At 68.7% G+C, this 25,232-nt stretch carries 22 protein-coding genes and 1 tRNA gene; 9 read left to right on the plus strand and 14 right to left on the minus strand.

What is annotated here, in order from left to right:
* Positions 1-10: 10 nt before the first annotated feature.
* Entirely contained in the window at positions 11-1,222 is a 1,212-nt protein-coding gene (locus WDM91_05965; protein ID MEI9994119.1) for an FAD-dependent oxidoreductase, read from the minus strand.
* Positions 1,223-1,322: 100 nt separating this feature from the next.
* Here WDM91_05965 and tsaE point away from each other — a divergent pair, with 100 nt between their 5' ends.
* From tsaE to WDM91_06000, 7 genes are all read left to right on the plus strand, one after another.
* Entirely contained in the window at positions 1,323-1,799 is a 477-nt protein-coding gene (gene tsaE / locus WDM91_05970; GenBank protein MEI9994120.1) for a tRNA (adenosine(37)-N6)-threonylcarbamoyltransferase complex ATPase subunit type 1 TsaE, read from the plus strand.
* Entirely contained in the window at positions 1,792-2,898 is a 1,107-nt protein-coding gene (locus WDM91_05975) for a phosphotransferase (GenBank protein MEI9994121.1), read from the plus strand. Before tsaE ends, WDM91_05975 begins: the two co-directional genes overlap by 8 nt.
* Complete coding sequence (locus tag WDM91_05980; protein ID MEI9994122.1) at positions 2,895-3,617, plus strand: nucleotidyltransferase family protein; 723 nt, start codon at positions 2,895-2,897, stop codon at positions 3,615-3,617. The genes WDM91_05975 and WDM91_05980 overlap by 4 nt, the downstream gene beginning before the upstream one ends.
* 2 nt (positions 3,618-3,619) lie before the next feature.
* A complete protein-coding gene (addB, locus tag WDM91_05985; GenBank protein ID MEI9994123.1) occupies positions 3,620-6,547 on the plus strand; it encodes a double-strand break repair protein AddB in 2,928 nt (975 codons plus the stop codon).
* Positions 6,544-9,957 carry a double-strand break repair helicase AddA gene (gene addA / locus WDM91_05990; GenBank protein ID MEI9994124.1) on the plus strand — a complete coding sequence of 1,138 codons (3,414 nt, stop codon included), beginning with the start codon at positions 6,544-6,546 and terminating at the stop codon, positions 9,955-9,957. Before addB ends, addA begins: the two co-directional genes overlap by 4 nt.
* Positions 9,958-9,990: 33 nt before the next feature.
* A complete protein-coding gene (trxA, locus tag WDM91_05995) occupies positions 9,991-10,314 on the plus strand; it encodes a thioredoxin TrxA (protein MEI9994125.1) in 324 nt (107 codons plus the stop codon).
* Between the two features lie 117 nt (positions 10,315-10,431).
* A complete protein-coding gene (locus WDM91_06000) occupies positions 10,432-10,800 on the plus strand; it encodes a hypothetical protein (GenBank protein ID MEI9994126.1) in 369 nt (122 codons plus the stop codon).
* 243 nt (positions 10,801-11,043) lie between these two features.
* Here WDM91_06000 and WDM91_06005 read toward each other — a convergent pair whose 3' ends face one another.
* From WDM91_06005 to aroA, 13 genes are all read right to left on the minus strand, one after another.
* A complete protein-coding gene (locus WDM91_06005; GenBank protein MEI9994127.1) occupies positions 11,044-12,375 on the minus strand; it encodes a folylpolyglutamate synthase/dihydrofolate synthase family protein in 1,332 nt (443 codons plus the stop codon).
* Entirely contained in the window at positions 12,372-13,325 is a 954-nt protein-coding gene (accD, locus tag WDM91_06010) for an acetyl-CoA carboxylase, carboxyltransferase subunit beta (protein ID MEI9994128.1), read from the minus strand. The genes WDM91_06005 and accD overlap by 4 nt, the downstream gene beginning before the upstream one ends.
* 3 nt (positions 13,326-13,328) lie before the next feature.
* A complete protein-coding gene (trpA, locus tag WDM91_06015) occupies positions 13,329-14,165 on the minus strand; it encodes a tryptophan synthase subunit alpha (protein MEI9994129.1) in 837 nt (278 codons plus the stop codon).
* Positions 14,166-14,187: 22 nt separating this feature from the next.
* Entirely contained in the window at positions 14,188-15,402 is a 1,215-nt protein-coding gene (gene trpB, locus WDM91_06020; GenBank protein MEI9994130.1) for a tryptophan synthase subunit beta, read from the minus strand.
* Positions 15,399-16,058, minus strand: coding sequence for a phosphoribosylanthranilate isomerase (locus WDM91_06025; GenBank protein ID MEI9994131.1), 660 nt, complete (start codon positions 16,056-16,058; stop codon positions 15,399-15,401). Before WDM91_06025 ends, trpB begins: the two co-directional genes overlap by 4 nt.
* A gap of 57 nt (positions 16,059-16,115) precedes the next feature.
* Entirely contained in the window at positions 16,116-16,832 is a 717-nt protein-coding gene (gene pyrF, locus WDM91_06030; protein MEI9994132.1) for an orotidine-5'-phosphate decarboxylase, read from the minus strand.
* A gap of 52 nt (positions 16,833-16,884) precedes the next feature.
* Complete coding sequence (locus tag WDM91_06035) at positions 16,885-17,238, minus strand: integration host factor subunit beta (GenBank protein ID MEI9994133.1); 354 nt, start codon at positions 17,236-17,238, stop codon at positions 16,885-16,887.
* 114 nt (positions 17,239-17,352) lie between these two features.
* Positions 17,353-19,041, minus strand: coding sequence for an ATP-binding protein (locus tag WDM91_06040; GenBank protein MEI9994134.1), 1,689 nt, complete (start codon positions 19,039-19,041; stop codon positions 17,353-17,355).
* A 55-nt stretch (positions 19,042-19,096) separates the two neighbouring features.
* Entirely contained in the window at positions 19,097-19,492 is a 396-nt protein-coding gene (locus tag WDM91_06045; protein MEI9994135.1) for a TfoX/Sxy family protein, read from the minus strand.
* 9 nt (positions 19,493-19,501) lie between these two features.
* Positions 19,502-19,933, minus strand: coding sequence for a VOC family protein (locus tag WDM91_06050; GenBank protein MEI9994136.1), 432 nt, complete (start codon positions 19,931-19,933; stop codon positions 19,502-19,504).
* Positions 19,934-20,438: 505 nt separating this feature from the next.
* Positions 20,439-22,184: a 30S ribosomal protein S1 gene (rpsA, locus tag WDM91_06055; protein ID MEI9994137.1), complete on the minus strand. Its 1,746-nt coding sequence runs from the start codon at positions 22,182-22,184 to the stop codon at positions 20,439-20,441.
* A 145-nt stretch (positions 22,185-22,329) separates the two neighbouring features.
* Complete coding sequence (cmk, locus tag WDM91_06060) at positions 22,330-23,019, minus strand: (d)CMP kinase (GenBank protein MEI9994138.1); 690 nt, start codon at positions 23,017-23,019, stop codon at positions 22,330-22,332.
* Positions 23,016-24,359, minus strand: a complete 1,344-nt coding sequence (gene aroA, locus WDM91_06065; protein ID MEI9994139.1) for a 3-phosphoshikimate 1-carboxyvinyltransferase — start codon at positions 24,357-24,359, stop codon at positions 23,016-23,018. The genes cmk and aroA overlap by 4 nt, the downstream gene beginning before the upstream one ends.
* A 205-nt stretch (positions 24,360-24,564) precedes the next feature.
* Between aroA and WDM91_06070 the strand changes: the two genes are divergently transcribed.
* Together WDM91_06070 and WDM91_06075 are read left to right on the plus strand one after the other, a co-directional pair.
* On the plus strand, positions 24,565-25,068 hold the full coding sequence (locus tag WDM91_06070; protein MEI9994140.1) for a TIGR02300 family protein: 504 nt from the start codon (positions 24,565-24,567) through the stop codon (positions 25,066-25,068).
* Between the two features lie 79 nt (positions 25,069-25,147).
* A tRNA-Ala gene (locus WDM91_06075) sits at positions 25,148-25,223 on the plus strand.
* Positions 25,224-25,232: the final 9 nt, after the last annotated feature.

Below are 25,232 nucleotides of genomic sequence, written 5' to 3' on the forward strand. Positions count from 1 at the left end.
CAGGCTCCGCTCAGGCGATGGTCTTCATGGGGATGGTCGTGTCGGCGAGGCGCTCAGGCGCGATCTTCGCCGCGTCGGCGATGAGCTTGCGACCGACGAGATATTCCGGCGCGGCATTGATCGCCTCCACCGCGGCGACGGCGCCGTCACGCAGATGGAAGACCGCGAATTTGCGCGCCGCCGGATCGCCGCGCAGCACGATATGGTCGGTCGGACGCGCGAGACCCGCGATCTGGAGCTTGAGGTCGTACTGGTCGGACCAGAACCAAGGCACTTCGCGATAGACATTGGGCTTGCCCAGCATCTGCAGCGCGGCGTGCTTGGCCTGGTCGATGGCGTTCTGCACGCATTCGAGGCGGAGCGCGGTGCCCTCGCGGCCGACATGCCGGGTGCAGTCGCCGGCGGCGAAGATCGCCGGATCGCCGGTGACGTTCGACTTCTCATCGACCACGATGCCGTCTTCGCAGCCGAGACCGGCGTGACGCGCGAGTTCGTCATTGGGCAGGATGCCGATGCCGACGAGCACGACGTCGGCGGGGTGGCGGGCGCCGCCGGCGCGAACCGCTTCGAGCCTGCCATCGCCCTCGAAGGCCTCGACGCCGGTGTCGAGCAGCAGCTTCACGCCCGCGTCGCGGTGGACCTTTTCGTAGAAGTCCGAGACCGGAGGCGAGACGGCGCGCGCCATCAGGCGATCCATCGCCTCGAACACCGTCACATCGATGCCGCGCTTGGCCGCGACGGCGGCGACTTCGAGACCGATATAACCACCGCCCACGATGGCGAGCGTCTTGCCGGCCGTGAACATGTCGCGCAGCGCATCGACATCCGCGATGCCGCGCAGATAGTGGATGCCTGGAAGATCGGCGCCGGGACATTTGATCCTGCGCACGCGGCTGCCGGTGGCGAGCAGGAGCTTGTCGTAGCCGAGGCTCCGGCCATCGGCGAGATGAACCGTCTTGGTGTTCCGGTCGATCTTCGTCGCCGCGACGTCGAGGATGAGTTCGCACTGTGCGTCGCGGTAGAAGGCGTCCGGCTTGAGGAAGAGCCGGTCGCGATCCATCGTGCCCATCAGATAGGCCTTGGAGAGCGGCGGCCGCTGATAGGGCGCGAAGGGCTCGTCGCCCACCATCGTGATGGTGCCCGTGAAGCCTTCGGCGCGGAGCGTCGCGACGGCCTGGGCGCCGGACTGGCCGGCGCCGATGATGACGATGCGTTCGGACATAATCGCCCCGGTTTGGCCGGCGAACATGGCCGAACACCCTTGCCAAATCAACAGCTTGTGGCGCGTTGAGCGGCAGGCCCGGGCGGGCTAGAACAGACGCATGTCCTTAGATTCCCAACGCTTTGAGCAGACGATGGCGCTGCCCGGGCTCGGCGCGACGCAGGCGCTGGGCGCGCGGATTGCCGCATCCCTCCGGGTCGGCGACGCGGTGGCGCTGGAGGGCGATCGCGGTGCGGGCAAGACGACGCTGGCGCACGCGATTCTGCACGCCCTGGGGGTCGACGAGGAGGCGACGCGCCGGGCTGCCGCGGTGATGCGGTCCTACGAGACCGCGACGTTGAATATCCGGCACTACGATCTCTATCGCATCGAGAAGCCGGAGGACGTCGATGGGCTTGGGCTCGACGAGGCGCTGGACGATGGGGCCGCGCTGATCGAATGGCCCGAACGGGCGCTGGCCTGGTTGCCCCCGGACCGCCTGCATGTCGCGCTCACGATCCTGGGCGGCGGACGGCGGGCGAAGATCAGCGGGCCGGCGCGCTGGGCCGAGCCGATGGCGGATGCCGGGCATGGCTGAGCGCGGCGAACAGAGGGACGTGTTCCTGGCGGGCGCAGGATGGGGCGACGCGGTGCGCGCGCCCCTGCCCGGCGATGCCTCGACGCGGCGCTATGTGCGGCTGGCGATGAACGGCCGCAAGGCGATGCTGATGGACCAGCCGCAGGGGACGGAGACGCCGGCGGCGCCGGCCGATGCGACGCCGGACGAGCGCCGTGCGCTGGGCTACAACGCGGTGGCGCGGCTGGCGGGCGCCGATACCGGCCGCTTCATCGCGGCCTCGAACTATCTGCGCAAGCGGGGGCTCAGCGCGCCGGAGATCCTGGCCGCGGATCCCAAGCTCGGCTTCGTGCTGCTCGAAGATCTCGGCGACGGGCTGTTCGCCGACGTCGTCGATGGCGGCAACGAGGCGGAGCTCTACCGCACAGCCGCGGAGGTCCTGGCGGCGCTGCACGCGGACCGGGCGCCAGCCGTGCTGCCGCCCGACAAGCATCTGCATGCCTATGACGAGACCGCGCAACTCGCCGAGGTCGATCTGCTGACCGAGTGGTTCATGCCGGTGGCGCTGGGGCGCGCCGCGCGCCCGGACGAAGTGACCGAGCATCGCGCCTTGTGGCGCGCCGCGCTGGCCGGGGCGCTGGCCGTGGATTCCGTTTTCGTGCATCGCGACTACCATGCGCAGAACCTGCTCTGGCTGCCGCAGCGCAAGGGCGTGGCGCGGGTCGGGCTGATCGATTTCCAGGACGCGGTGGCGGGCTCGAAGGCCTATGACCTGATCTCGCTGGTCGAGGACGCGCGGCGCGACGTGCCGCCGGACATCGCCGCGGCGACGACGGCGCATTACCTGGAAAGCATGAAGGCGCAGGGCACGCCGCTCGACGAAGCACGTTATCGCGGGGAGATGGCGGTGATGGCGGCACAGCGCAACGCCAAGATCGCCGGGATCTTCGCCCGGCTGCACAAGCGTGACGGCAAGGCCCGCTATCTCGCCTATCTGCCGCGGGTGTGGGGTTATCTCAACCGCGATCTGGCGCATCCGGCGCTCGCCGGCCTCAAAGCATGGTACGACAGGACCATTCCGCCGGAAAAACGCGGGATGCCGACAGGAGCGGCGCCATGAGACCGATACGCGCGATGATCATGGCGGCGGGGCTGGGGACGCGGATGCGGCCGCTGACCGACGACAAACCCAAGCCGCTGGTGATGGTGGCGGGCAAGACGCTGATCGACCACGCGCTCGACCGGCTGGTGGCGGCGGGCGTGCGCTTCGCGGTCGTCAACGTGCATTACAAGGCGCAGATGGTGAAGGATCACCTCGCCAGGCGGCACGACATCGAGATCGTGTTCTCGGAAGAGACCGATGCGCTGCTCGGCACGGGCGGCGGCGTGGTCAAGGCGCTGCCGCATTTCGGCGGCGAGCCGTTCTACATCATGAACTCCGACACGGTGTGGGTCGAGAATGTCGGCTCGGCGCTCGAGCAGATGGTGGCGCGCTGGGATCCCGAGACGATGGATGCGCTGCTGCTGATGGCGGCGATGACGACGGCGCTGGGCTTCGAAGGGCCGGGCGATTTCAACATGGCGGCGGACGGGGCGCTGAGCCGGGTCGACGAGGGGCGGCTGTCGCCCTTCGCCTATCCCGGGGTGCAGATCGTCCATCCGCGGCTGTTCGACGGCGCACCGGCGGGCGGGTTCTCGACCAACCGGATGTGGGACGTCGCGATCGGAAAGCGCCGAATGTTCGGCGTCCGGCTGGACGGCGTGTGGATCCATGTCGGCACGCCCGAGGCGGTGAGCGAGGCGGAGGCGTTCCTCGCCGACCGGACGCTGGCCGTCTGACGGTGGCCGCAAAGGTCTATACGATCCCGCCAAGCGCGAATTTCGCGCAGGCCCTGGCGCGCGGCCTGATCGCGCAGGCGGGCGACGCGCCGCTGGCGCTGGCCGATACCACCATCTACCTGCCGACCCGGCGGGCGCAGCGCAGCTTCGGCGACGCCTTCGCGCGCGAGCTGGGCGGCGCGGCACTGCTGCCGCGCTTCCGGGCGCTGGGCGATGCGGATGAGGACGAACTGCTGTTCGAGGCGGAGGCGCTGGAATTGCCGCCGGCGATCGCGCCGATGCGGCGCACGCTGTTGCTCGCAACGCTGGTGCGGCGCTGGCATGCGGCACGGCACGACGACCAAATGGGTTTCGCCCAGGCGGCGGCGCTGGCCGACGGCCTCGCCGGCGTGATGGACGAGGTGGAGACGCAGGGCGCGTCGCTCGCCGCTCTCGACGCCGTCGTGCCGGGCGCGCTGGCGGCGCATTGGGACCAGGTGCGCGGCTTCCTCAAGATCCTCGAAACGACATGGCCGGCCGTGCTGGAGCCCGAGGGCTGCATCAGCCCGCCGGCGCGGCGCAATCTCGCGCTGTACGCACTGGCGGCGCAGCTGCAGCGCGTCCCGCCGCGCGGCCCGGTGATCGCGGCGGGCTCGACCGGCTCGATCCCGGCGACGGCGGCGCTGTTGAAAGTCATCGCGGAACTGCCGAATGGCGCCGTCGTGCTGCCGGGACTGGACCGCGAACTCGATGCGGCGAGCTGGGACGGGCTCGATCCCGGTCATCCGCAATTCGGCATGAAGCAGCTGTTGGGGCGGCTCGGCGTGGCGCGTGAGGCGGTGGCCGACTGGGATGGCGCGCGCGGCGGGACGCGGGAGCGGCTGCTGCGCGAGGCCTTGCGCCCGGCGCCGACCACCGACGCGTGGCGCGCCCTGGCGGACGCCGCGGAGGAACCGGCGATCGCGGACGGCGTGCGCGGCCTGTCGCTCATCGAGGCGGCCGATCCGACCGAAGAGGCCGACGTCATCGCGCTGGTGCTGCGCGAGGCGCTGGAGACGCCGGGCACGACCGCGACGCTGGTGACGCCGGACCGGGCGCTGGCCCGGCGGGTCGCGGCCGCGCTGCGGCGCTGGGAGGTCGAGGTCGACGATTCCGCCGGCCGGCCGCTGGCGCACACGCCGCCGGGAACATTCCTCTGCCTGCTCGCCGAAGCGGCGGATGCGGGATTTGCGCCGGTGCCGCTGCTCGCGCTGCTCAAGCATCCGCTCTGCACGCTGGGCGGCGCGGCGGCGGCGTTCCGCGAGCAGGCGCGCGAACTCGACAAGACGCTGCGCGGGCCCAAGCCCAATCCGGGACTGGAGGGCATACGCGCCGCGCTCCTGCGGCAGCGCGCGCAGGCCGACGAAGCGCGGCGCGAGCGCCTGTCGGTGCTGCAATACTGGTTCGCGGAGGTGGCGGCGGCGCTGAAGCCGCTCGAAACCGCATTCGAAACGCGCGAAACGCGCTTGGCCGACATCGTCGCGACGCATCTTGCGGTGGCGGAGACCCTGGCGGGGACCGAATTGTGGCGCGCCGAGACCGGAGAAGCGGCGGCGCTGTTCGTCGCGGAGCTGCAGGAAGCCGCGAACGATGTCGCGATGGAGCCGAACAGCTATGCGGCGCTGCTGCGCAAGCTCATGCTCGCCAAGCCGGTGCGGCTGGCGCGCAGCGCGCATCCGCGCGTGGCGATCCTCGGGCCGCTGGAAGCGCGGCTGCAGAGCTTCGACACGGTGGTGCTCGGCGGGCTCAACGAGGGCAGCTGGCCGCGTTCGCCGGGCGCCGACCCGTGGTTCTCGCGGCCGATGCGGGCGGCGCTGGGGCTCGAGCAGCCGGAGCGCGCCATCGGCCAGGCGGCGCATGATTTCGCGATGCTGAGCGCGGGGCCCCGCGTGGTGCTGACGCGGGCGCAGAAGGCGGAGGGCGTGCCGGCGGTGGCGTCGCGCTGGGTGCAGCGGCTCATCCAGCTCACCAATGGGCTTGGGCTGAAAACGGCGCTGGTGCCGTCGCAGGACTATATCGTGCTGGCGCAGGGCGAGCGCGACGCAGGACCGCCGGCGCGGATCAAGATGCCGCGGCCGACGCCGCCGGTGGAGGCGCGGCCGGTGCGGCTGCCGGTGACCGACATCGAGAAATGGGTGCGCGATCCCTATGCGATCTATGCGCGGCGGGTGCTGCGGCTGCGCGTGCTCGACCCGCTGGAGGCGCAGATCGGCCCGCTGGAAAAAGGCAATGCCGTGCATCTGGCGCTGGAGCGGTTCGTGCAGGCGTTTCCCGGCGAACTGCCGCCCGACGCCGCGCTGCAACTCTGCACCATCGCCGATGCGGTGTTCGCGGCGGAAGGCACGCCCAAGGCGGCACTGGCGCTGTGGCGGCCGCGCTTCACGCGCGCCGCGGAGTGGTTCGTCGAACTGGAACGGGCGCGGCGCGGCGAGATCGCGGCATCGCATACCGAGCGGCATGGCGAGATGGCGGTGACGCCCGACTTCGCGCTCTACGGCATCGCCGACCGCATCGACCTGCTGACCGACGGCCGCGCCGCGATCCTCGACTACAAGACGGGACAATTGCCGACGACCAAGCAGATCGAGAGCTTCCTGGCGCCGCAGCTCCCGCTCGAGGCGGCGATGCTGGCGGCGGGCGCGTTCGACGGCGTGGCGGCGAGGGACGTCCGCGAGTTGCTCTATGTACAGATCAGCGGCGGCCGCAAGCCTGGCGACATCAAGCCGGTGGAGATCGGATTGATCGGCGAGGCGTTGGAGAAGCTGAAGAAGCGGATCGCCGATTTCGCGCGGCCGACGACGGCATATGAGCCGCGGCTGCATCCCAAGGAGGCACGCATCTCGGGCGACTACGATCATCTCGCGCGGGTGCGCGAATGGTCGATCAGCGGCTGGGAGGCGCCGGCGGAATGAGCGACCCTTCCATCATCGCGGCCGATCCGACGCGCTCCGCCTGGGTCGCGGCCAATGCCGGCTCGGGCAAGACCTATACGCTCGCCAACCGGGTGACGCGATTGCTGCTGGCGGGCACCAAGCCCGAGCACATCCTGTGCCTGACTTACACCAAGGCCGCGGCGGCGGAGATGCAGGGCCGGCTGTTCAAGCAGCTCGGCGAATGGGCGATGCTGCCCAACCGCGAACTGGAAAAGAAAGTCATCGAGATCGGCGCCGATCTCGGCGGGCCGGAGGAGATGAAGGAGGCACGGCGGCTGTTCGCCAAGGCGCTGGAGACGCCGGGCGGCATCAAGATCCTCACCCTCCACGCCTTCTGCCAGAACGTGCTGTCGCGCTTTCCGCTGGAGGCCGGCGTGCCGGCGTCGTTCGACGTGCTGGACGACCAGACGGCGCGCGAATTGATGGCGGCGGCGCGGGGGCGGATGCTGGAGCAAGCCGGCTCGGGCGATGCGCCGCGCGCGGCGGCGCTGGCCTTCCTGCTCACCAACACCAGCGAGGCGACGCTGGGCGATATCCTCGATGCGGCCTTGGGCGCAGACCGCCGCAAGCTCGAACGCTTCTTCGAAGGGCTGGGCGGGACCGATCTGTCCGTTGCAATACGGCGGGCGCATGGCGCGGACGAAGAGCTCAGTGCGGACGGCCTGCAAGGCGCGTTCTGCGAAGACCTCCTCGAAGTCGCGGATGACCTGCGGGCGCTCGCCGAATGGATGGCGCTCGGCGCAAAGACCGACAGGGAGCGCGGCGCCGCGCTGGCGGCGGCGCTGGCGATGCGGCCGGGCGCGGCGATGTTCGAGGCCTATCGCGGGCTGTGGCTCACCAAGGAGGGCGAGCCGCGCAAGGAGCCGGTGACGAAGAAGCACTCTGCGACGCGGCCGGAGCTGCGCGCGCTGGTCGACCGCCTGCAGGCCGAGGTGCTCGAATGCGAGGAGCGGCGGCGGGCAGCGCATGCGGCGGCGCTGGCGGAGGCGGCGCTGACCGTGGCGGACGCGGTGCGCGCGGAATATGCGCGGGCCAAGCGGGCGCGCGGCGCGCTCGACTATGACGACCTGATCGTCAAGACCCAGTTGTTGCTGGAGCGCAGCGATGCGGCCGCCTGGGTGCTCTACAAGCTCGACGGCGGCATCCATCACGTGCTGATCGACGAGGCGCAGGACACCAGTCCCGAGCAATGGCGCATCGTGAAGGCGCTGACGGCGGAGTTCTTCGCGGGCGCCGGCATCGACGACGGCGCGACGCGGACGGTGTTCGCGGTCGGCGACGAGAAGCAGTCGATCTTCAGCTTCCAGGGCGCCGATCCCGCCGAGTTCGACCGCCACCGCCAGTTCTTCCGCGACGCCGCCGGCGCGGCCAAGATGGAATTCGTCGAACAGCCACTGACGCAGTCGCGCCGCTCGGTGCCGCAGGTCCTGACCTTCGTCGACGAAGTGTTCCGCCCCGACGAGGCGCGTGCCGGGCTGACCTCGGAAGGCGGGCCGCTGCATCACGAGCCGCATCGCGCCGGCGATGCCGGACGGGTGGAGATCTGGCCGACGGTCAAGCCGGCCGACGTGCCGGACGGCGATCCTTACGAATTGCCGCCGATCGACATCGCGCCCAAGGACAGCCCGGTCGTGCAGCTGGCGCGGCGGGTGGCGGAGCAGATCCGCGGCTGGATCGGGCGCACGAAGCTGCCGGGACATGACGCGCCGGTGAAGGCGGGGGACGTCATGATCCTGCTGCCGCGGCGCGAGCCGTTCGGCAGCGCGGTGATCCGCGAGCTCAAGCTGCGCGGCGTGCCGGTCGCGGGAGCGGACCGCATCGTGCTGACCGAGCAGATCGCGGTGATGGACCTGATCGCGCTGGGCCGCTTCGTGCTGCTGCCGGAGGACGACCACATGCTGGCGGTGGTGCTGCGCTCGCCGCTGTGCAGCGTGTCCGAGGAGGAATTGTTCGCGCTGGCACATGGCCGCAAGGGCTCGCTGTGGCGGGAGCTGCAGCGGCGGCAACAGGAAACGGCGTCCTTCGCCGAAGCATATGGGTTCCTGGCAGAGATGCGGGCGCGGGCGGATTTCGCGCCGCCTTACGAGTTCTACGCCCATGCGCTGGGCGTGCGCGGGATGCGGCTGCGGCTGCTGAAGCGGCTGGGCCACGAGGCGAACGACGTGGTCGACGAGTTCCTCTCGCTGTCCTTCGGCTACGAAGCCGGCAACACGCCGTCGCTGGAAGGCTTCCTGCACTGGATCGAACGCGGCGGGGCACAGATCAAGCGAGACATGGAGCGGGCGCGCGACGAGGTGCGGGTGATGACGGTGCATGGCGCCAAGGGGCTGGAGGCGGATATCGTCGTGCTGCCGGACACCACCGGCCTGCCGAGCCTCGCCAATGACCGCGGCAATCTCCTCTACACCGAGGACGGCGTGCTCTATCCGATGGCGGATGCGCAGGCGCCGCGCGCGGTGCTGGAGGCCAAAGCGGCCGCGAAGGCCCGGATGCTGGAGGAGCATCGCCGGCTGCTCTATGTCGCGCTGACGCGGGCGCGCGATCGGCTGGTGGTGTGCGGCTTCGAGGGCGTGCGCGGGATGAAGGACGGCTCGTGGTACGCGCTGGCGCAGCGCGCCGCGAACGAGATCGGCATCCCCCTGACGCGCGGCGGCGAAACCGTGCAGATCGTGGGCGACGCCGCCGACGAAAGCGCGACACCGCGGGCCGCGGCGCCCGTCGCGGCCGCGCCGCCGCCCGGCTGGCTGGCGCGCCCCGCCCCGCGCGATGTGCCGGCGCCGCGCCTGGTGCGGCCGTTCGATGCCGCAGGCATGGACGAGCCGCCGACGCTTTCGCCTTTCGCGGACAATCGGCGCTTCCGCCGCGGCCGGCTGGTGCATGCGCTGCTGGCGCATCTGCCGGAGACGCCGCCGGCCGAGCGGGCAGCCTTGGCGCGGCAGTTCCTCCGCTTACGGAATATTCCGGAGGAGGACGCCGAAGCGCTGATCCGCGAGACGCTGGCGGTGCTGGACGATCCGGTGTTCGCCGCCGCCTTCGCGGCGGGCAGCCGGGCGGAGGTCGCGATCGTGGCCGATCTGCCGGAACTCGGCGCGGCGGCGCGGGTCAATGGCCGGATCGACCGGCTGGCGGTCTCCGAGGACAGCGTGCTGATCGTCGATTTCAAGACCAACCGCCCGCCGCCGGCGCGCGAGGACGACGTCGCGCCGCTCTACAAGACCCAGATGGCGCTCTACCGCGCCGCGGCAGGCAAGATCTTCGCGGGCAAGCGAATCGTCTGCGGCCTGATCTGGACCGACGGACCCACACGCATGGAACTGTCCAACGGGCTCCTGGACGGGGAAATGGGCCGCATCCGCGCGCGCCTTGACCCTTCCCAGGGGCATTCCTAAGTATAGCAGCCAGCTAACCCAAGGACGCATCCCATGGTCTCTCCCCTCAAAGTCTCGGACGCCTCGTTTCAGGCCGATGTGCTCAACTCCAAGACGCCCGTGGTCGTCGATTTCTGGGCCGAATGGTGCGGACCGTGCAAGATGATCGCACCGGCGCTCGAAGAGCTCGCGGGCGAGATGAGCGGCAAAGTAACCATCGCCAAGATCAACATCGACGAGAACCCGCATGTCCCGCAGAAGTATGGCGTGCGCGGCATCCCGACCATGATGATCTTCTCCCAGGGCCAGGTCGCGGCGACCAAGGTCGGCGCGCTGCCCAAGAACAAGATCAAGGAATGGATCGAGTCGTCGGTCTGAGCCTGCAGTCCTAGCTCCAGTTCGTTTTCCTCCGACGGCGGCGCGCCGAAGCCTGGCCGGACGGCGCGCGGCGGCGTGAAAGGCGCTAGACTGGGCCGATACATTTCCGGGTCGCAGATGCGCATCGTCGCCTTGCTTGCCGTTGTCCTGCTGCTGCCGGGCTGCACCTGGGTCCGGCAGGAGCTGGCGCCGCCGCCCGCGCCGCCAGCCGGCATCGCGCTGCCGGCCGTCGCAAAGCCGGAGACCGTGCGTCCCTTGCGCAAGCCCAAGCCGCGCGCCGAGCGGGCGGCGCCTGCGCCACAGCCGCAGCCTGCCGCAGTGCCGCCCGCGGCCGTTCCGCCACCGGCGCCCGACTACAATGCGCGTTGCCATGCGATGGCCGACAACCGCGCCGAGGACGCGCGGCAATTGGGCGCCGACGCCGCCGACCAGGCCAAGGTCGAGAGCGACACCTACCACGACTGCATGACGCAATCGGTGAAGTGAGCCGCATTCGGGACACTCGTCATTGCCGGCGCCGCGCCGCCGCTGGTGCCGCTTCGAGGTGCGAAAGCTCCTCAATCCGTCATCGCCCGTCCTTACGCTGTCGCTAGAGTCCGTTGCTTTCAAGTTGATGCAACCAACCCGTCATCGCCCGCTTTATGCGGGCGACCCATTTTGCTTTCGGGCGCAAAAGAAAATGGATTGCCCGGACAAGCCGGGAATGACGGGTGGATTTTATGAATGGCTTCAGCTGTTCTCCACCAGCACCTGTCCCGCCAGGTAGAGCGAGCCGCAGATCAGGATGCGCGGCGGCGGTTCCTTCGGATGGGCGCGGCTCCAGGCCTGCAGCTGCAGCATCGCGTCCTCGAGATCCTCCGCCGGCGCGGCGTCGATCCCAGCATGACGCGCCATGTCGTAGAGCGCCCCGGCGCCGAGGCTGGCCGGCTCGCCCGGAATGGTCACGGTCACGACATGGCGCGCCAGACCGCGAAAGGCGGAGAGGAAGCCGACCGCGTCCTTGGTCCGCAGCATGCCGCAGATCAAATAGAGCGGCCGCTCCGAGCGTTCCTCGAGATCGGCGATGGCGCGGGACACGGCGGCGGCGCAATGCGGATTGTGGCCGCCGTCGAGCCAGACCTCCGAACCCTTCGGCGCCATGTCGATCAGCGGGCCGTGGGTCAGGCGCTGCAGCCTGGCCGGCCAGTCGACGGTGCGCAAACCGGTTTCGATTCCTTTGTCGGTACCCCAGTTGCGGTTCGCATGGCGCAAGGCGGCAATGGCGACGGCGGCGTTCTCGATCTGATGACGGCCGATCAGCCTGGGCAGCGGCAGGTCGAGCAGGCCGTGCTCGTCCTGATAGACCATGCGGCCATGCTCCTGGTGCGCGCCGAAATCCTGGCCGAAGACAAAGGCCGGGGCGCTCAGCCGGTCGGCGCGCGACAGGATCACCTCGAGCGGCGCCTCGTCCTGCGGGCCGATGACGACCGGCACGCCGGGCTTGATGATGCCCGCCTTCTCGGCGGCGATCGCCTTGATGTCGTGGCCGAGGAAATCCTGGTGATCGAGGCCGATGGGCTGGATCACCGTCATCGCGGGGCGGTCGATCACGTTGGTGGCGTCGAAGGTGCCGCCGAGCCCGACCTCCAGCACCAGCGCGTCGGCGGGATGGCGCGAGAAGGCGAGGAACATCGCCGCGTCGGTGATCTCGAAATAGGTGATCGGGCGGCCGGCATTGACACGCTCGACCTCTTCGAGCGTCGCGACCAGTTCGTCCTCGGAGATCAGCGACCCCGCGATGCGGATGCGTTCGTGGAAGCGCACCAGATGCGGCGAGGTGTGCATGTGGACCTTGAGGCCCTGGGCCTCCAGCATGGCGCGCGAGAAGGCGCAGACCGAGCCCTTGCCGTTGGTGCCCGCGACGTGGATCGTCGGCGGCATCTGCTTCTGCGGGTCGCCCAGTTCGTGCAGCAGGCGCAGGATCCGGTCGAGCGCGAGATCGATCTTCTTGGGATGCAGACCCAGCAGGCGTTCGAGGACGGCGGTGCTGCGGAAGTCGGCGGCGTCGTTCTGGACGCTCATTCCGCGGCTTTGGGCAGGGCTTCCGGCGGCGGCACGCGCGTCGCGGTAGCGCTGACGACGGCCGGGGGAGTCGCGGCACGGCTGCGCGGGCGCGAGCGCTTCATCAGCATGTGCACCAGCTTGGACAGCGTGTAGCGCAGTTCGGGCCGCGGCACGACCATGTCGATCATGCCGTGTTCGAGCAGGTATTCGGCGCGCTGGAAGCCTTCGGGCAGGCGCTCGCGGATGGTGTTGGCGATGACGCGCGGGCCGGCGAAGCCGATCTGGGCGCCGGGCTCGGCGATCTGGATGTCGCCCAGCATGGCGTAGGAGGCACTGACGCCGCCATAGGTCGGGTCGGTCAGCACGACGACGTAAGGCAGGCCCGCCTCGTGCAGGCGGTCGATCATGATGGTGACGCGCGGCATCTGCATCAGCGAGAGGATGCCTTCCTGCATGCGGGCGCCGCCGGAGGAGACGAACAGGATGAAGGGGCGCTTCTCGGCGATCGCCGCGTCCATCGCGCGCACCAGGCCCTCGCCCACGCCCATGGAGAGCGAGCCGCCGAAATAGTCGAAGGGCTGCACCGCGATCATGACCGGCATGCCTTCGAGCGTGCCGCGTGCCGCGGTCAGCGCCTCGTTGCGCTGGGTCTTGCCGCGCTGGGTCTTGACCTCGTCGACATAGCGCTTTTCGCCGCGGAATTTGAGCGGATCGAACGGGACCTCCGGATAGGGCAGTTCCTCATAGCTGGACGCGTCGAAGATCGCGGTGAAGCGGTCGGCCGGCCCGATGCGCATATGGAAGCCGCATTGCGGGCAGACGAACTGCGCCGCCGCAAGGTCGCGATGGAAGATCATCTCGCCGCAGGACGGGCATTTCTTCCAGAGGTTCTCGGGCGTTTCCGCGCGCGATGCGGCGCCGATCAGACTTTTGATCCGGGGCCGGACGAAATTGGCAATCCAGTTCATGGGCTATCCTACCACGGAACCTTCCCGGGCCGCATGCACGGATTTGGCGATCGCCGCGCAGAATGCAATCACCTCCGCGACCAATTCGGCACGTTTCGTGCCTCTTAAGACATGCGACTCGATTGTGGCGACGATGGAGGAGCCCACCACCGCCCCTTCTGCGAAACGCGCGATGGCAGCCGCCTGTTCCGGCGTCTTGATTCCGAAACCCACCGTCACCGGCAGCGCGGTCGCGGTGCGGATGCGGCCGAGCGCGGCGCGGACCTCGTCCTCGGCGAAGCTCTTGGTGCCGGTGATGCCGGCGACCGAGGCATAATAGAGGTAGCCCGTGGCGCCTTCGAGCACGACCTTCAGCCGCCCGGCGTCGGTGGTCGGCGCGAGGAAGCGGATGATGTCGATGCCGTGCGCCGCGGCGGGAACGCGCAGCACGTCGTCTTCCTCCGCCGGCACGTCGACGATCAGCAGGCCGTCGACGCCGGCCTCCGCCGCGTCCTTCATGAAGCGCGCCGTGCCATAGGCGTGGATCGGATTGTAGGCGCCCATCAGGACGACCGGCGTCGCCTTGTCGACCTTGCGGAACTTGCGCACCAGCTCGACGAGCTTGGAGAGCGTCATGCCGGCCTTGAGCGCGCGCAGGTAAGACGCCTGGTTGATCGGACCGTCCGCCATCGGATCGGAGAACGGGATGCCGAGCTCGATGATGTCGGCGCCGGCGGCCGGCAGCTTCGAGAGGATCTCGAAGGCGGTCTCGGTGTCGGGATCGCCGGCCGTGATGAAGGGCACGAAGGCAGCGCGGTCCTGCTTCTTGAGCGCCGCGAAGGTGGCGGAGATGCGGCTCATGGGATGGCACCGAATTTGACGTTCATATCTCTTCCCCCAGCGCGGCCGCCGCCGAGAAGACGTCCTTGTCGCCGCGGCCGCTGAGGCACACCGCGATCACCTTGTCCTTCTCCATCTGCGGCGCGATGCGCATGACATGCGCGATGGCATGGGCGCTTTCGAGCGCCGGGATGATGCCTTCCAGCTTCGACAACAGAACGAAAGCCTCCAGGGCCTGCTTGTCGGTCGCCGAGAAATATTTCACCCGGCCGGTGTCCTTGAGCCAGGAATGCTCGGGGCCGACGCCGGGATAGTCGAGACCGGCCGAGATCGAATGCGCCTCCTGGATCTGGCCGTCGCGATCCTGCAGCAGATAGGAGCGCGTGCCGTGCAGGACGCCGGGCGTGCCCTTGGTAAGCGTCGCGGCATGGCGCTCGGTCTCGGTGCCGTCGCCCGACGCCTCGACACCATGGATCTCGACCTCGGGATCGTCGAGGAAGGGATGGAACATGCCGATGGCGTTCGAGCCGCCGCCGACGCAGGCGGTCACGAGATCGGGAAGCCGGCCCTCGGCGTCCTGCATCTGCGCCCGCGTCTCGTTGCCGATGACGGTCTGGAAATCGCGCACCATCGCCGGATAGGGATGCGGGCCGGCGGCGGAGCCGATGATGTAGAAGGTGTCGTACGGGTTCGTCACCCAGTCGCGCAGCGCCTCATTCATCGCGTCCTTGAGAGTGCGCGAGCCGGAGGTCACCGGGCGCACCTCGGCGCCGAGCAGGCGCATGCGGAAGACGTTGGGCTTTTGCCGCTCGATGTCGACTTCGCCCATATAGACGATGCAGGGAAGGCCGAAACGGGCGGCGACCGTGGCGGTGGCGACGCCATGCTGGCCGGCACCGGTCTCGGCGATGATGCGCGTCTTGCCCATGCGGCGCGCCAGCAGGATCTGGCCCAGGCAATTGTTGATCTTGTGCGCGCCGGTGTGGTTGAGGTCCTCGCGCTTGAGATAGATCTTCGCACCGCCCAGATGCTGCGTCAGGCGCTGCGCGAAATAGAGCGGGCTCTCGCGGCCGACATAATGCTTGAGCATGCCGTCGAGCTCGGCGTGGAAAGCCGGATCGCGCTTGGCGTCTTCATAGGCCTTCTCCAGCGCCACGACGTTGGGCATCAGCGTCTCGGCGACGAAGCGGCCGCCATAGGCGCCGAAATGGCCTTTCGCATCGGGACCGGTGCGATAGGAATTGAGATGCTGGCTCATGCCGCGGCTCCGAACTGCGCGTTGCGCGCGGCGCTGACGAATTGGGCGATCTTCTCGGGACTCTTGACGCCCGGCGCGCTTTCGACGCCGGAGGAGACGTCGACGCCAGGCGCCTCGGCGATGCGCAGGGCGCGCGCGACATTCTCCGGATTCAGTCCGCCACTGAGGAACCAGGGTCGGGCGAATTTGCGGCCGCTCAAAATCTTCCAGTCGAAGGCGATGCCGTGGCCGCCTTCGCGGGTCGCGCCCACCGGCGCCTTGGCGTCGAACAGCAGCATGTCGGCAGCGTCTTCATAGGCGGCGACGCCGGCGAGGTCGGAGGGCTCCGCGACCGCGATCGCCTTGATCACGGGCACGCCGAAGCGCGAACGGATGGCAGCCACGCGGCCCGGGGGCTCGCCGCCGTGCAGCTGGATGAAATCGGGCCTGACGGCAGCCATGGCGGCGGCGACGGCTTCGTCGCTCGGATCGCTCAGCAGGACCACGAGGCGCAACCGGCCGCGCAGGCGGGCGGCCAGGGTCGCGGCCTGGTCGGGCGTCACATGACGCGGCGATCTGGGGTGGAAAACCAGGCCGGCAAAGTCGGCACCGGCGCGCGCCGCCGCATCGGCCGCTTCGGCCGCGTTGATCCCGCAGATTTTCACCAGGACAGCCATGAGGCGGGCCTTATGACCTGCCCGGCCCCGCCGATCAAGCAAAGCCCGGTTGTCTGCTTAAGCCGTTGTAAGTCCGAGCTCGTCGGCGATGGCCCGGGCCGCTTGGGCGGGGTCGGCGGCACCGGTGATCGGGCGGCCGACGACGAGAATGTCGGCGCCGGCGCGGTGCGCCTCGGCCGGGGTCATGACGCGCCGCTGGTCGTCGAGCGCCGCGCCGGCCGGGCGGATGCCCGGCACGACCAGCAGGAAGTCCGGGCCCAGCGCCTTGCGCAGGACCCCGATCTCATGCGCGGAGCAGACGACGCCGTCGAGGCTGGACTGTTTGGCAAGCTTTGCGAGACGCAACACCTGCTCGGCGGCCGGACCACGCTGCCCGACGGATTCCAGCACCGTGTCGTCGAGGCTGGTCAGCGCGGTGACGCCGATCGCCTTGATCTTGGGATCGACTGCGCGGGCTGCCGCGGCCGCTTCGCGCATCATCACTTCGCCGCCCGACGTGTGGATGTTGAAGATCATGGCGCCCAGCCTTGCAAGCTCGCGCGAGGCCGCCGCCACGGTGTTGGGAATGTCGTGGAATTTCACGTCGGCGAAGACGGGGAGGCCCAGCGCGACGATCTTGCGGACGCCGTCCGGTCCGTTCGCGGTGATGAATTCCAGGCCGATCTTCAACCCGCCGACATGGGGCCGAACCGCCGAGGCGACGGCATAGGCGCGCGCAAGATCGGGGGTGTCGAGGGCGACGAAGACGGGGTTCGAGAATCGCGGAGCGCTCATCGAAAGCCGGTCTTAGTCATAGAGCATGAGGCGGGCAAGAGCGGCTGGCGGATTATTCGCCTTCTTCGCCCGCGACGCCGTTGTTCAGCCGCTCGCGCAATTCCTTGCCGGTGCGGAAAAAGGGCGCGCGCTTCTCGTCGACCGAGACCGGCTCGCCGGTGCGGGGATTGCGGCCCTGGCGGGCGGGGCGGACTTTTACGGAAAAGGCGCCGAATCCGCGCAATTCCACGCGGTGGCCGGCGGCCAGCGCCTTGGTGATCTCGTCCAGCATCGTCGACACGATCCGCTCGATATCGCGGTGGTAGAGATGCGGGTAGCGAGCGGTGAGCCTTGCAACCAGTTCGGACTTGATCATCCCCTGCCCCTGAGGGAAATGCGCAAAGAGCAGAATCCCCTGCTCCGGCACGATTAACTGTGACAAGTCTGTGGCGGCACGTCAACCGAAGCTACTGAAAAACCAGTACTTTTTTGAGACGGGGAAGGAGTTCCGGCGCCGGCAGGGCGATTCGCCCCGCCGGCGTCAGGCAGCCAGCGCGACCGGCGCCTTCATCGGCAAACGGACGGTGACCGTGGTGCCCTGCCCTAGCTGGCTCTCGATGCGTATGCCGCCGCCATGCATCTCGGCGAGGCCCTTGACCAGCGCGAGGCCCAAGCCGGTGCCGGGATGATTGCCCGAATTGTTGGAGAGCTGGACGAAGGGATTGCCGAGGCGGTCGATCTCGTCCGCCGCGATGCCGACGCCGGTATCGCAGACTGCAATGTGGCACATGGCGCCCTGGTCGCTGACCCGGACCGAGACCGTGCCGCCCGCGGGCGTGAACTTGATCGCATTGGACAGCAGATTGAGCAGGATCTGCTTCACGGCGCGGCGGTCGGCGCTGACGAAGACCGGCAGGGCGGCGCTTTCGGCGTCGAGCACGACGTCGCCGGCGGCGGCACGCTCGGCCATCAGCTCGGTGCATTCGCGCACGACCAGGGTGGTGTTCAGCCGCTCGCGATGGAGCTCGAGCTTGCCGGCCTCGATCTTCGACATGTCGAGGATGTCGTTGATGAGATCGAGCAGGTGCGTGCCAGCGCCGTTGATCAGCGCGGCATAGTCGCGGTAGCGCACATTGCCGGCCGGTCCGTACATCTCGCGGGCGATGATCTCCGAAAAGCCGAGCACCGCGTTGAGCGGCGTGCGCAGCTCGTGGCTCATATTGGCGAGGAAGGAGGATTTGGCGTGGCTCGCCTTCTCCGCGACCTCCTTGGCGAGCAGCGCCTCCTCACGCGAGGCCTGGGCGCGGCGCACCGCGAGGCTCAGCCTTCGCTCGAGCTTGCGGCGCTCGTCCAACGCCGAGCCGGCCAGGATGATGGTGAAGCCGAGCACGGCGTAATAGAGCTGCACGATCGCGATCCGCTCGGAGATCGAATGCGCGGCCAGCGACGCCGGGACATGCACGCCGAGGGCCTGCCAGAACGAGAGCCCCACCGCGAGGAAGAGGCCGAGCGCGCCGCCGGCGAAGCCGCGCCGGAACGTCAGGAGCAGCAGGACCGGCACGTAGAGGAAGCTCAGCGGAAAGCGCGGAAACGCGTAGCAGACCATGCCGGCGGCGACGACCGCCGCGAGCAGGCCCGCCGTGAGCAGCCGCTGTTCGGGACCGAACATCTCGGCCAGCGCCTTGGGCCGAACGCATATCAGGAACGGGGCGACCAGGCTCATCCCCAGCGTGTCGGCGCCGAACCAGGTCGCAGCAGCCGGCAGCAGGGGCGAACCCGACATCGCATGGAAAATCGCCGCGGCCGCAAAAGCGCCGGCGGCGCTGGACAGGATGACGAGGCCATAGAAACACAGCAGCACCTCGCTGCGGCCGAACGACCGGTCGAAGCCCAGCCGCCGCAACGGCAGCGCGACCAGCAGCACCTCGGTGACGTTGACGAGCGAGATGCCGACCGCGCCGTAGAGCGCACCGCCCGAAAGAATGTCGGCGGCGACATCGACGAACAGCGCGATGCCGGCGATCTCCGGCCAGCTGCGGTCGCCGTGCCTGAGAAGACCGGCAAGCAGGATTGCGTTGCTGATCCAGATCGTCGAGACATGACCGGAGGGCTGAACCAGAACGATACAGCCCCAGGAGGCAAGAAACATCGTCGCCGCCAGCAGCGCAAGAAATGCCGGCGTGGCGCGCAGCTCGGCGCGCGCGGACGATGCAGGGGCAAGCGCAGTCACTAGCTGGTTCCCGGGACAGCCGACTTACGGTAGCGCCGCATGGGATAAGGAGGTGTTAAACCGATCGTACACGCGCACGGCCTTTGAGGGTTTTCGCGCTGCTTTTGCGCGACGTTTTGGCCGGCGCCGCCGCTGCATGCGACGCACTGACCGCGAGCCAATGGCCGAGTGTCTTGCGATCGGACAGCATCGCATCGGGCACGACGATGTAGGTCTTGCTGGGCGGCATGGCCGGCTCGTATTGCAGGCGCCTGGCGCCCTCGAGCGCGAGCAGCGTCTCCTGCTCCCTCGGCGGCAACTTCACCGCGACGCCGATGTCCGAAAGCGAGACGCACATCCTGTCATTGGCATAGACGCCGATGCCGCCGAACATCGGACGGAAGCGCCAGTCGATACCGGCGGGCATCGCGGCTTCCATCGCCTTCTGCAGATCGGCGGGCTTGTGCGGCATGGCGCTCTCCTATTTCTCCGACCAGGCGGCGATCTGCGTGCCGTCGGGATCGGTGAAGTGGAAGCGCCGCCCGCCCGGAAAGGCGAAGGGCGGCGTCACGACCGTGCCGCCCGCCGCCCGGACGCGCGCCAGCGCCGCGTCGAGGTCGGCGACGTAGAACACGACGAGCGGGCCGCCGGGATGCGGCGTGCCCTGCGTGGTGAAGCCGCCGCCGATGCGGCCGTCGTCGAAGCTCGCATAGGCCGGACCGTAGTCGGTGAAGTGCCAGCCGAACACGGCGCCATAGAACGCCTTGCTGCGCGCCATGTCGGCGACGGTGAATTCGACATAGTCGGGCGGCGCCGCCGCTTGCGCGGCCGGAGCGGCCTGCGACCCCGGGGACGCGCCCAGCGTAATCAGCGTGGCCAGGACAAAGCCGGCGGCCATGGAAACGTATTTCATCATCCTCTCCTCAATGGACCGGGATCATAGGCGGGGGCTGCTGACAGGGTTCTGTCAGGAGAGTGGCAGGAGCGGCCCGGATCGCGTTTCGCGAGGGCCGCCAATCGCTTATGCGATTTTCGGCAAGATAATTGTTCTCCGCGCGTGTGGCGGCCGCAGCGCTGCCGGCCACGGACGTTCGGCCAGACGCACATGTTATCCCCCCGAGCCGAAGCATGACGGGCACGCAAGAGTGTTCGGCCCGGCGCGGTGGCGCGGCATCCGAGGCCGTGTCTTGCGGTCTTCGCTGAGCAAAGCGCGTATCCATGGCGCCATTATAAGGCCGGTGGAGCAGCTGGTGGATAAGTGCCTGGCGCAGGAGCATTCGCTCAGCCGCTCTGGAACAGCGGGGTCGCGCGCGCGCGGAAATCGAAGGCACCGGCGAAACGCAGCCACGCCAAGGACGCATTCGCAAAGAAAAAGGCGCGTCTTCCGACGCGCCTTTCCGGTTCGATGATTGCGACGATTACTCTTCGCTCTTGCCGCCGCGCTTCTTGAGCGCCGCGCCCAGGATGTCGCCGAGGCTCGCGCCGGAGTCGGACGAGCCGTATTGCGCCACGGCCTCCTTCTCCTCCGAGATCTCGCGCGCCTTGATCGAGACCGAGACCTTGCGGCTCGACTTGTCGACCTGGGTGACGAGGACGTCGACCTTGTTGCCGACCTGGAAACGCTCGGGGCGCTGGTCGTTGCGGTCGCGGGCGAGGTCACTGCGGCGAACAAACGCCTTCACGCCGTCCGCGAGCTGGACCTCGATGCCGCCGTCGTTCACTTCCGTGACCGTGACGGTGACGACCTGGTTCTTGCGCAGCGCGCCGCCGCCGGCGCCGGCCTTCTCGATCGGATCGTCGCCCAGCTGCTTGACGCCCAGGCTGACGCGTTCCTTCTCGGAGTCGACGTCGAGCACCTTGGCCGAGATGACCTGGCCCTTCTCATAGTCCTTGACCGCCTCGTCGCCGGACTTCGCCCAGCTGAGGTCGGAGAGATGGACCATGCCGTCGATATCGTGACCAAGACCGACAAAAAGGCCGAACTCGGTGATCGACTTGATCTCGCCTTCGATCGTGCTGCCGACCGGGTGGTCGCGCATGAAGGCTTCCCACGGATTGTCCTGGGTCTGCTTGAGGCCGAGGGAGATGCGGCGCTTGTTGGAATCGACTTCCAGCACCTGCACTTCGACTTCGGTGCCCGGCACGACGATCTTGGACGGCGCGACGTTCTTCTTGACCCACGACATTTCCGAGACGTGGACCAGGCCTTCGACGCCCGGCTCCAGCTCCACGAAGGCGCCGTAATCGGTGACGTTGGTGACCTTGCCGGTGAACTTGGCGCCCGGCGGGTACTTCACGGCGACGCCTTCCCACGGATCGGTCTGAAGCTGCTTCATGCCCAGCGAGATGCGCTGCGTCTCGTGGTTGATCTTGATGATCTGCACGGTGACGGTCTGGCCGACGGACAGGACCTCGGTCGGGTGCGAAACGCGGCGCCACGCGATGTCGGTGACGTGCAGCAGGCCGTCGACGCCGCCGAGATCGACGAAGGCGCCGTAGTCGGTGATGTTCTTGACCACGCCCTCGACCACCTGCTTCTCCTGCAGCGAGGCGACGAGCGACGTGCGCTCCTCGGCGCGGCGCTCTTCGAGCACGGCGCGGCGCGAGACCACGATGTTGCCGCGGCGGCGATCCATCTTGAGGATCTGGAAGGGCTGCGGCTGGTTCATCAGCGGGCCGACGTCGCGCATCGGGCGGACGTCCACCTGCGAACCGGGCAGGAAGGCCACGGCGCCATCGAGGTCGACGGTGAAGCCGCCCTTGACGCGGCCGAAGATCACGCCGGTGACGCGGGTCTGCTCGTTGAAGGCGCGCTCGAGCTTGATCCAGCTCTCTTCGCGGCGGGCCTTGTCACGGCTGAGGACGGCTTCGCCGAGCGCGTTCTCGACGCGCTCGAGATAGACCTCGACCTTGTCGCCGACGTTCACGGTGACCGGCATGCCGGGCATCGAGAATTCTTTCAGGGAAACGCGGCCTTCGGTCTTGAGGCCGACATCGACGACGGCGAAGTCGTTCTCGACGGCGACGACGGTGCCGGTGATGACGGCGCCTTCCTGGGGGGATTGGGTCTCGAAGGAGGCTTCGAGCATGGCCGCGAAGTCGTCGCGGCTCGGGGAGGCAAGGGATTCGTCTCGGATCTTGGTTGCGGTCGCGTAGCGCGCCATTCGGGTCTTCCAGTTCACTTCACAATGCCGATCCGCCTTCGCCCCTTGGGCTTCGGCGGACGGACTTCCCGCGCGGACGGATGTCCGCTTGGGCGGTTGGGTTTTCAGCAAAGTTCGGGGTGGCTCGATGAGGCCGCCGGGTCTCCTAACCCCTGTGGCGTGCCTTGAGCGCGCTCGTGACCTTGGGAGAAACCAAGGCAAGAGCAGCCGCGAACGCGTGCTCTATAGCCAAAGCGGTGGTGTCAAGCAAGTCCGCGTCGGGCGCGGGCATCATCGGGGAGATGGGCCGGTTGCGGTCGCGGTCGTCCCGCGCCACCAATTCAGCCAAAATGACCGCCTCGTCGGGCAGCTTGGAAAGGCCAGGGCCTTCCGCCCACTGGCTTTTCAGTTCCAGCCAGCGGCGGTGGGCACGGACTGCCGGTGCTGCATCGACGAAGAGCTTGGCGGTCGCCTCCGGAAAGACGACGGTGCCGATGTCACGACCATCGATCACCGTGCCGGGTGCGCCGCCCGGGGGCCGGCGGGCGAAGTCGCGCTGATAATCGAGCAACGCGGCACGGACGGACGGAAACGCCGACACCACGGAGGCGGCGCGTCCGACCTCGACCGAGCGGATCGCCGCATCGTTGGCCCAGACGGGATCGACGGTCCTGGCGCCGTCCAGGGCGGCGGCCTCGTCCGACGGATCGCGGCCGGCGCGCAGGACATTCTGCGCCGTCAGGCGATAGAGCGATCCGGAATCCAGATGCGCGAAGTTGAAGTGGCGGGCCAGCCGCTTGGCGAGCGTGCCCTTGCCCGAGGCGGCGGTGCCGTCGACGGCGACGACGATGCTCACGAATTCACCACCTGGAAATCCGCACCCAGCTCGCGCATCAGCCCTTCGAATTCCGGGAAGCTGGTCGCGATCATCGCGGTGTCGTCGACGCTCACCGCGTCCCGCGCGGCGAGGCCCATCACCAGGAAGCTCATCGCGATGCGGTGGTCGAGATGCGTCGCGACGCGGCCGCCGCCGGGGACGCCGTCCGCGCCCCTGCCCTCGACGGCCAGCGTGTCGTGGGTCTCTTCGATGCGGACCCCGTTCGCCTTCAGGCCGGTGGCGATCGCCGAGAGACGGTCGCTCTCCTTCACGCGCAATTCCTCGAGACCGCGCATCACGGTGCGGCCCTCGGCGAAGGCGGCGGCGACGGCGAGGATGGGATATTCGTCGATCATCGCGGGCGCGCGCGCGGGCGGTACCTCGACGCCCTTCAAGGCCGAGGCGCGGACGACGAGATCGCCGATCCGCTCGCCGCCGCTGCTGCGCTCGTTCTCGATGGCGATCTTCGCGCCCATCTCGAGCAGCGTGGTGATCAGGCCGATGCGGCGCGGGTTGAGCAGCACGGCGGGGATGCGGACCTCGGATCCCGGCACGATCAGCGCGGCGACCAGCGGGAAGGCGGCGGAGGACGGGTCGCGCGGCACGTCGACGGCGCAGGGCTTCAGCTCGACCTCGCCGGTGACATAGACCGCTTCGCCGGTGGGGAGCGGCTCGACCGCGATCGCGGCACCGAACGCGGCCAGCATCTTTTCGGTATGGTCGCGGGTCAGCGCGTCTTGGGCGATGCGCGAGCGGCCGGGGGCGCCGAGCGCGGCCAACAGCAACGCCGACTTCACCTGCGCCGACGCGACCGCGACGTGGTGCTCGACGGAGATCGGCTCGCGGGCGCCGCAGAGCGTCACGGGCATCAGGCCGCGGGCGCGGGCCGTATAGGTCGCGCCGAAGCCCAGAAGCGGATCGAGGACGCGGGCCATCGGCCGGCCGCGCAGCGAGGCATCGCCGGTGAACACGGCGGCGATCGGCGTCGTCGCCATCGCCCCCATCACCAGGCGCGACCCGGTGCCGGAATTGCCGAAATCGAGAACATCGTCCGGCTCGGCCCAGCCGCCCACGCCGCGGCCGGCGACCCGCCAGGCGCCGGGCGCGTCGCGGCTGACGACGGCGCCGAAGGCCCGCATGGCGGTGGCGGTGTTGAGGACGTCCTCGGCCTCCAAAAGGCCGGTGATGGCGGTCTCGCCCACCGTCAGCGCGCCCAGGATCAGCGCGCGGTGGGAAATGGACTTGTCGCCGGGAACCTCGGCGGTGCCGCGCAGCGTGGCGGCTTTGCGGGCTTTGAGCGGGCGGGGCGGGGTCCTCATGGCGCTTTCTTGAACGGTCGGGCGGCGGGATGCAACGACCGGCGACGTACGATGCCTTCGCTCCCGCGAAATGGCGGCACCCGGCCGCCGACCGCAGCCCGGCGCCGCAAACCCCTTGAAATCACCATGGAAATGAGGCTTTGACAGCGCCATTCAGAAGTGGCAAACGACCCGCCTTCCAAACCACCCACGGGAAGCAAACAGCTTGGTCAAGGCAGATCTCGGATTGAAACGCGTGTGCCCCAATTGCGCAGCGCGATTCTACGACCTTTCGAAGCGTCCCATCGAGTGCCCGAAGTGCTCGTTCACATTCGAGCCGGAGGCGATGTACAAGCAGCGCCGTCCGCGCCAGCCCGAAGCCGCCGCGGCGGCCGCCGTTCCGGCGGATGCCGACGACGAGGAAAGTGAGAACGAGGACGAGGAGGAAGAAGCCGAGTCCGAGGATGAGGTGGTCGAGGCGGTACCCGACGAGGCGCCCATCCAGATCGCCGCCACCGGCGAGGACGAGGACGAGGAAGAAGAGGTCGCCGAAGAGTCCGAAGCCGAAGGCGCCGGGATGTCGGTGGTGGACGAAGACGACATCGACGACATCGTCGTCGACGACGAAGAGGAAGACGAGGAGGACAACAGCCTCCTCGAGGAAGACGAAGACGAGACCGACGACGTCAGCGGGATCATCGACGCCGACATTGAGAAGGATGAACGCTGACGCGTTCGCCTTGAAAAGGATGGACGCCAATCGCGTCCGTTCACGATGCATCCGGCGGCCCAACGCCGGATTCTGGTACGGGGCCATAGCTCAGCTGGGAGAGCGCCTGCATGGCATGCAGGAGGTCAGCGGTTCGATCCCGCTTGGCTCCACCAACCTACGCT

It is taken from the genome of Rhizomicrobium sp. (assembly GCA_037200385.1).
Classification (GTDB): domain Bacteria; phylum Pseudomonadota; class Alphaproteobacteria; order Micropepsales; family Micropepsaceae; genus Rhizomicrobium.

What these genes read in the sequence shown, in the direction of transcription:
- WDM91_06000 (MEI9994126.1), top strand. Translation starts at nt 10,432, where the DNA reads ATGCGCATCGTCGCCTTGCTTGCCGTTGTCCTGCTGCTGCCGGGCTGC.
- WDM91_06050 (MEI9994136.1), bottom strand. Translation starts at nt 19,933, where the DNA reads ATGAAATACGTTTCCATGGCCGCCGGCTTTGTCCTGGCCACGCTGATT.
- trxA (MEI9994125.1), top strand. Translation starts at nt 9,991, where the DNA reads ATGGTCTCTCCCCTCAAAGTCTCGGACGCCTCGTTTCAGGCCGATGTG.
- WDM91_06025 (MEI9994131.1), bottom strand. Translation starts at nt 16,058, where the DNA reads ATGGCTGTCCTGGTGAAAATCTGCGGGATCAACGCGGCCGAAGCGGCC.
- WDM91_06045 (MEI9994135.1), bottom strand. Translation starts at nt 19,492, where the DNA reads ATGCCGCACAAGCCCGCCGATCTGCAGAAGGCGATGGAAGCCGCGATG.
- pyrF (MEI9994132.1), bottom strand. Translation starts at nt 16,832, where the DNA reads ATGAGCGCTCCGCGATTCTCGAACCCCGTCTTCGTCGCCCTCGACACC.
- WDM91_05965 (MEI9994119.1), bottom strand. Translation starts at nt 1,222, where the DNA reads ATGTCCGAACGCATCGTCATCATCGGCGCCGGCCAGTCCGGCGCCCAG.
- addA (MEI9994124.1), top strand. Translation starts at nt 6,544, where the DNA reads ATGAGCGACCCTTCCATCATCGCGGCCGATCCGACGCGCTCCGCCTGG.
- aroA (MEI9994139.1), bottom strand. Translation starts at nt 24,359, where the DNA reads ATGAGGACCCCGCCCCGCCCGCTCAAAGCCCGCAAAGCCGCCACGCTG.
- trpB (MEI9994130.1), bottom strand. Translation starts at nt 15,402, where the DNA reads ATGAGCCAGCATCTCAATTCCTATCGCACCGGTCCCGATGCGAAAGGC.
- accD (MEI9994128.1), bottom strand. Translation starts at nt 13,325, where the DNA reads ATGAACTGGATTGCCAATTTCGTCCGGCCCCGGATCAAAAGTCTGATC.
- rpsA (MEI9994137.1), bottom strand. Translation starts at nt 22,184, where the DNA reads ATGGCGCGCTACGCGACCGCAACCAAGATCCGAGACGAATCCCTTGCC.
- trpA (MEI9994129.1), bottom strand. Translation starts at nt 14,165, where the DNA reads ATGAGCCGCATCTCCGCCACCTTCGCGGCGCTCAAGAAGCAGGACCGC.
- WDM91_05980 (MEI9994122.1), top strand. Translation starts at nt 2,895, where the DNA reads ATGAGACCGATACGCGCGATGATCATGGCGGCGGGGCTGGGGACGCGG.
- WDM91_06005 (MEI9994127.1), bottom strand. Translation starts at nt 12,375, where the DNA reads ATGAGCGTCCAGAACGACGCCGCCGACTTCCGCAGCACCGCCGTCCTC.
- WDM91_05975 (MEI9994121.1), top strand. Translation starts at nt 1,792, where the DNA reads ATGGCTGAGCGCGGCGAACAGAGGGACGTGTTCCTGGCGGGCGCAGGA.
- tsaE (MEI9994120.1), top strand. Translation starts at nt 1,323, where the DNA reads ATGTCCTTAGATTCCCAACGCTTTGAGCAGACGATGGCGCTGCCCGGG.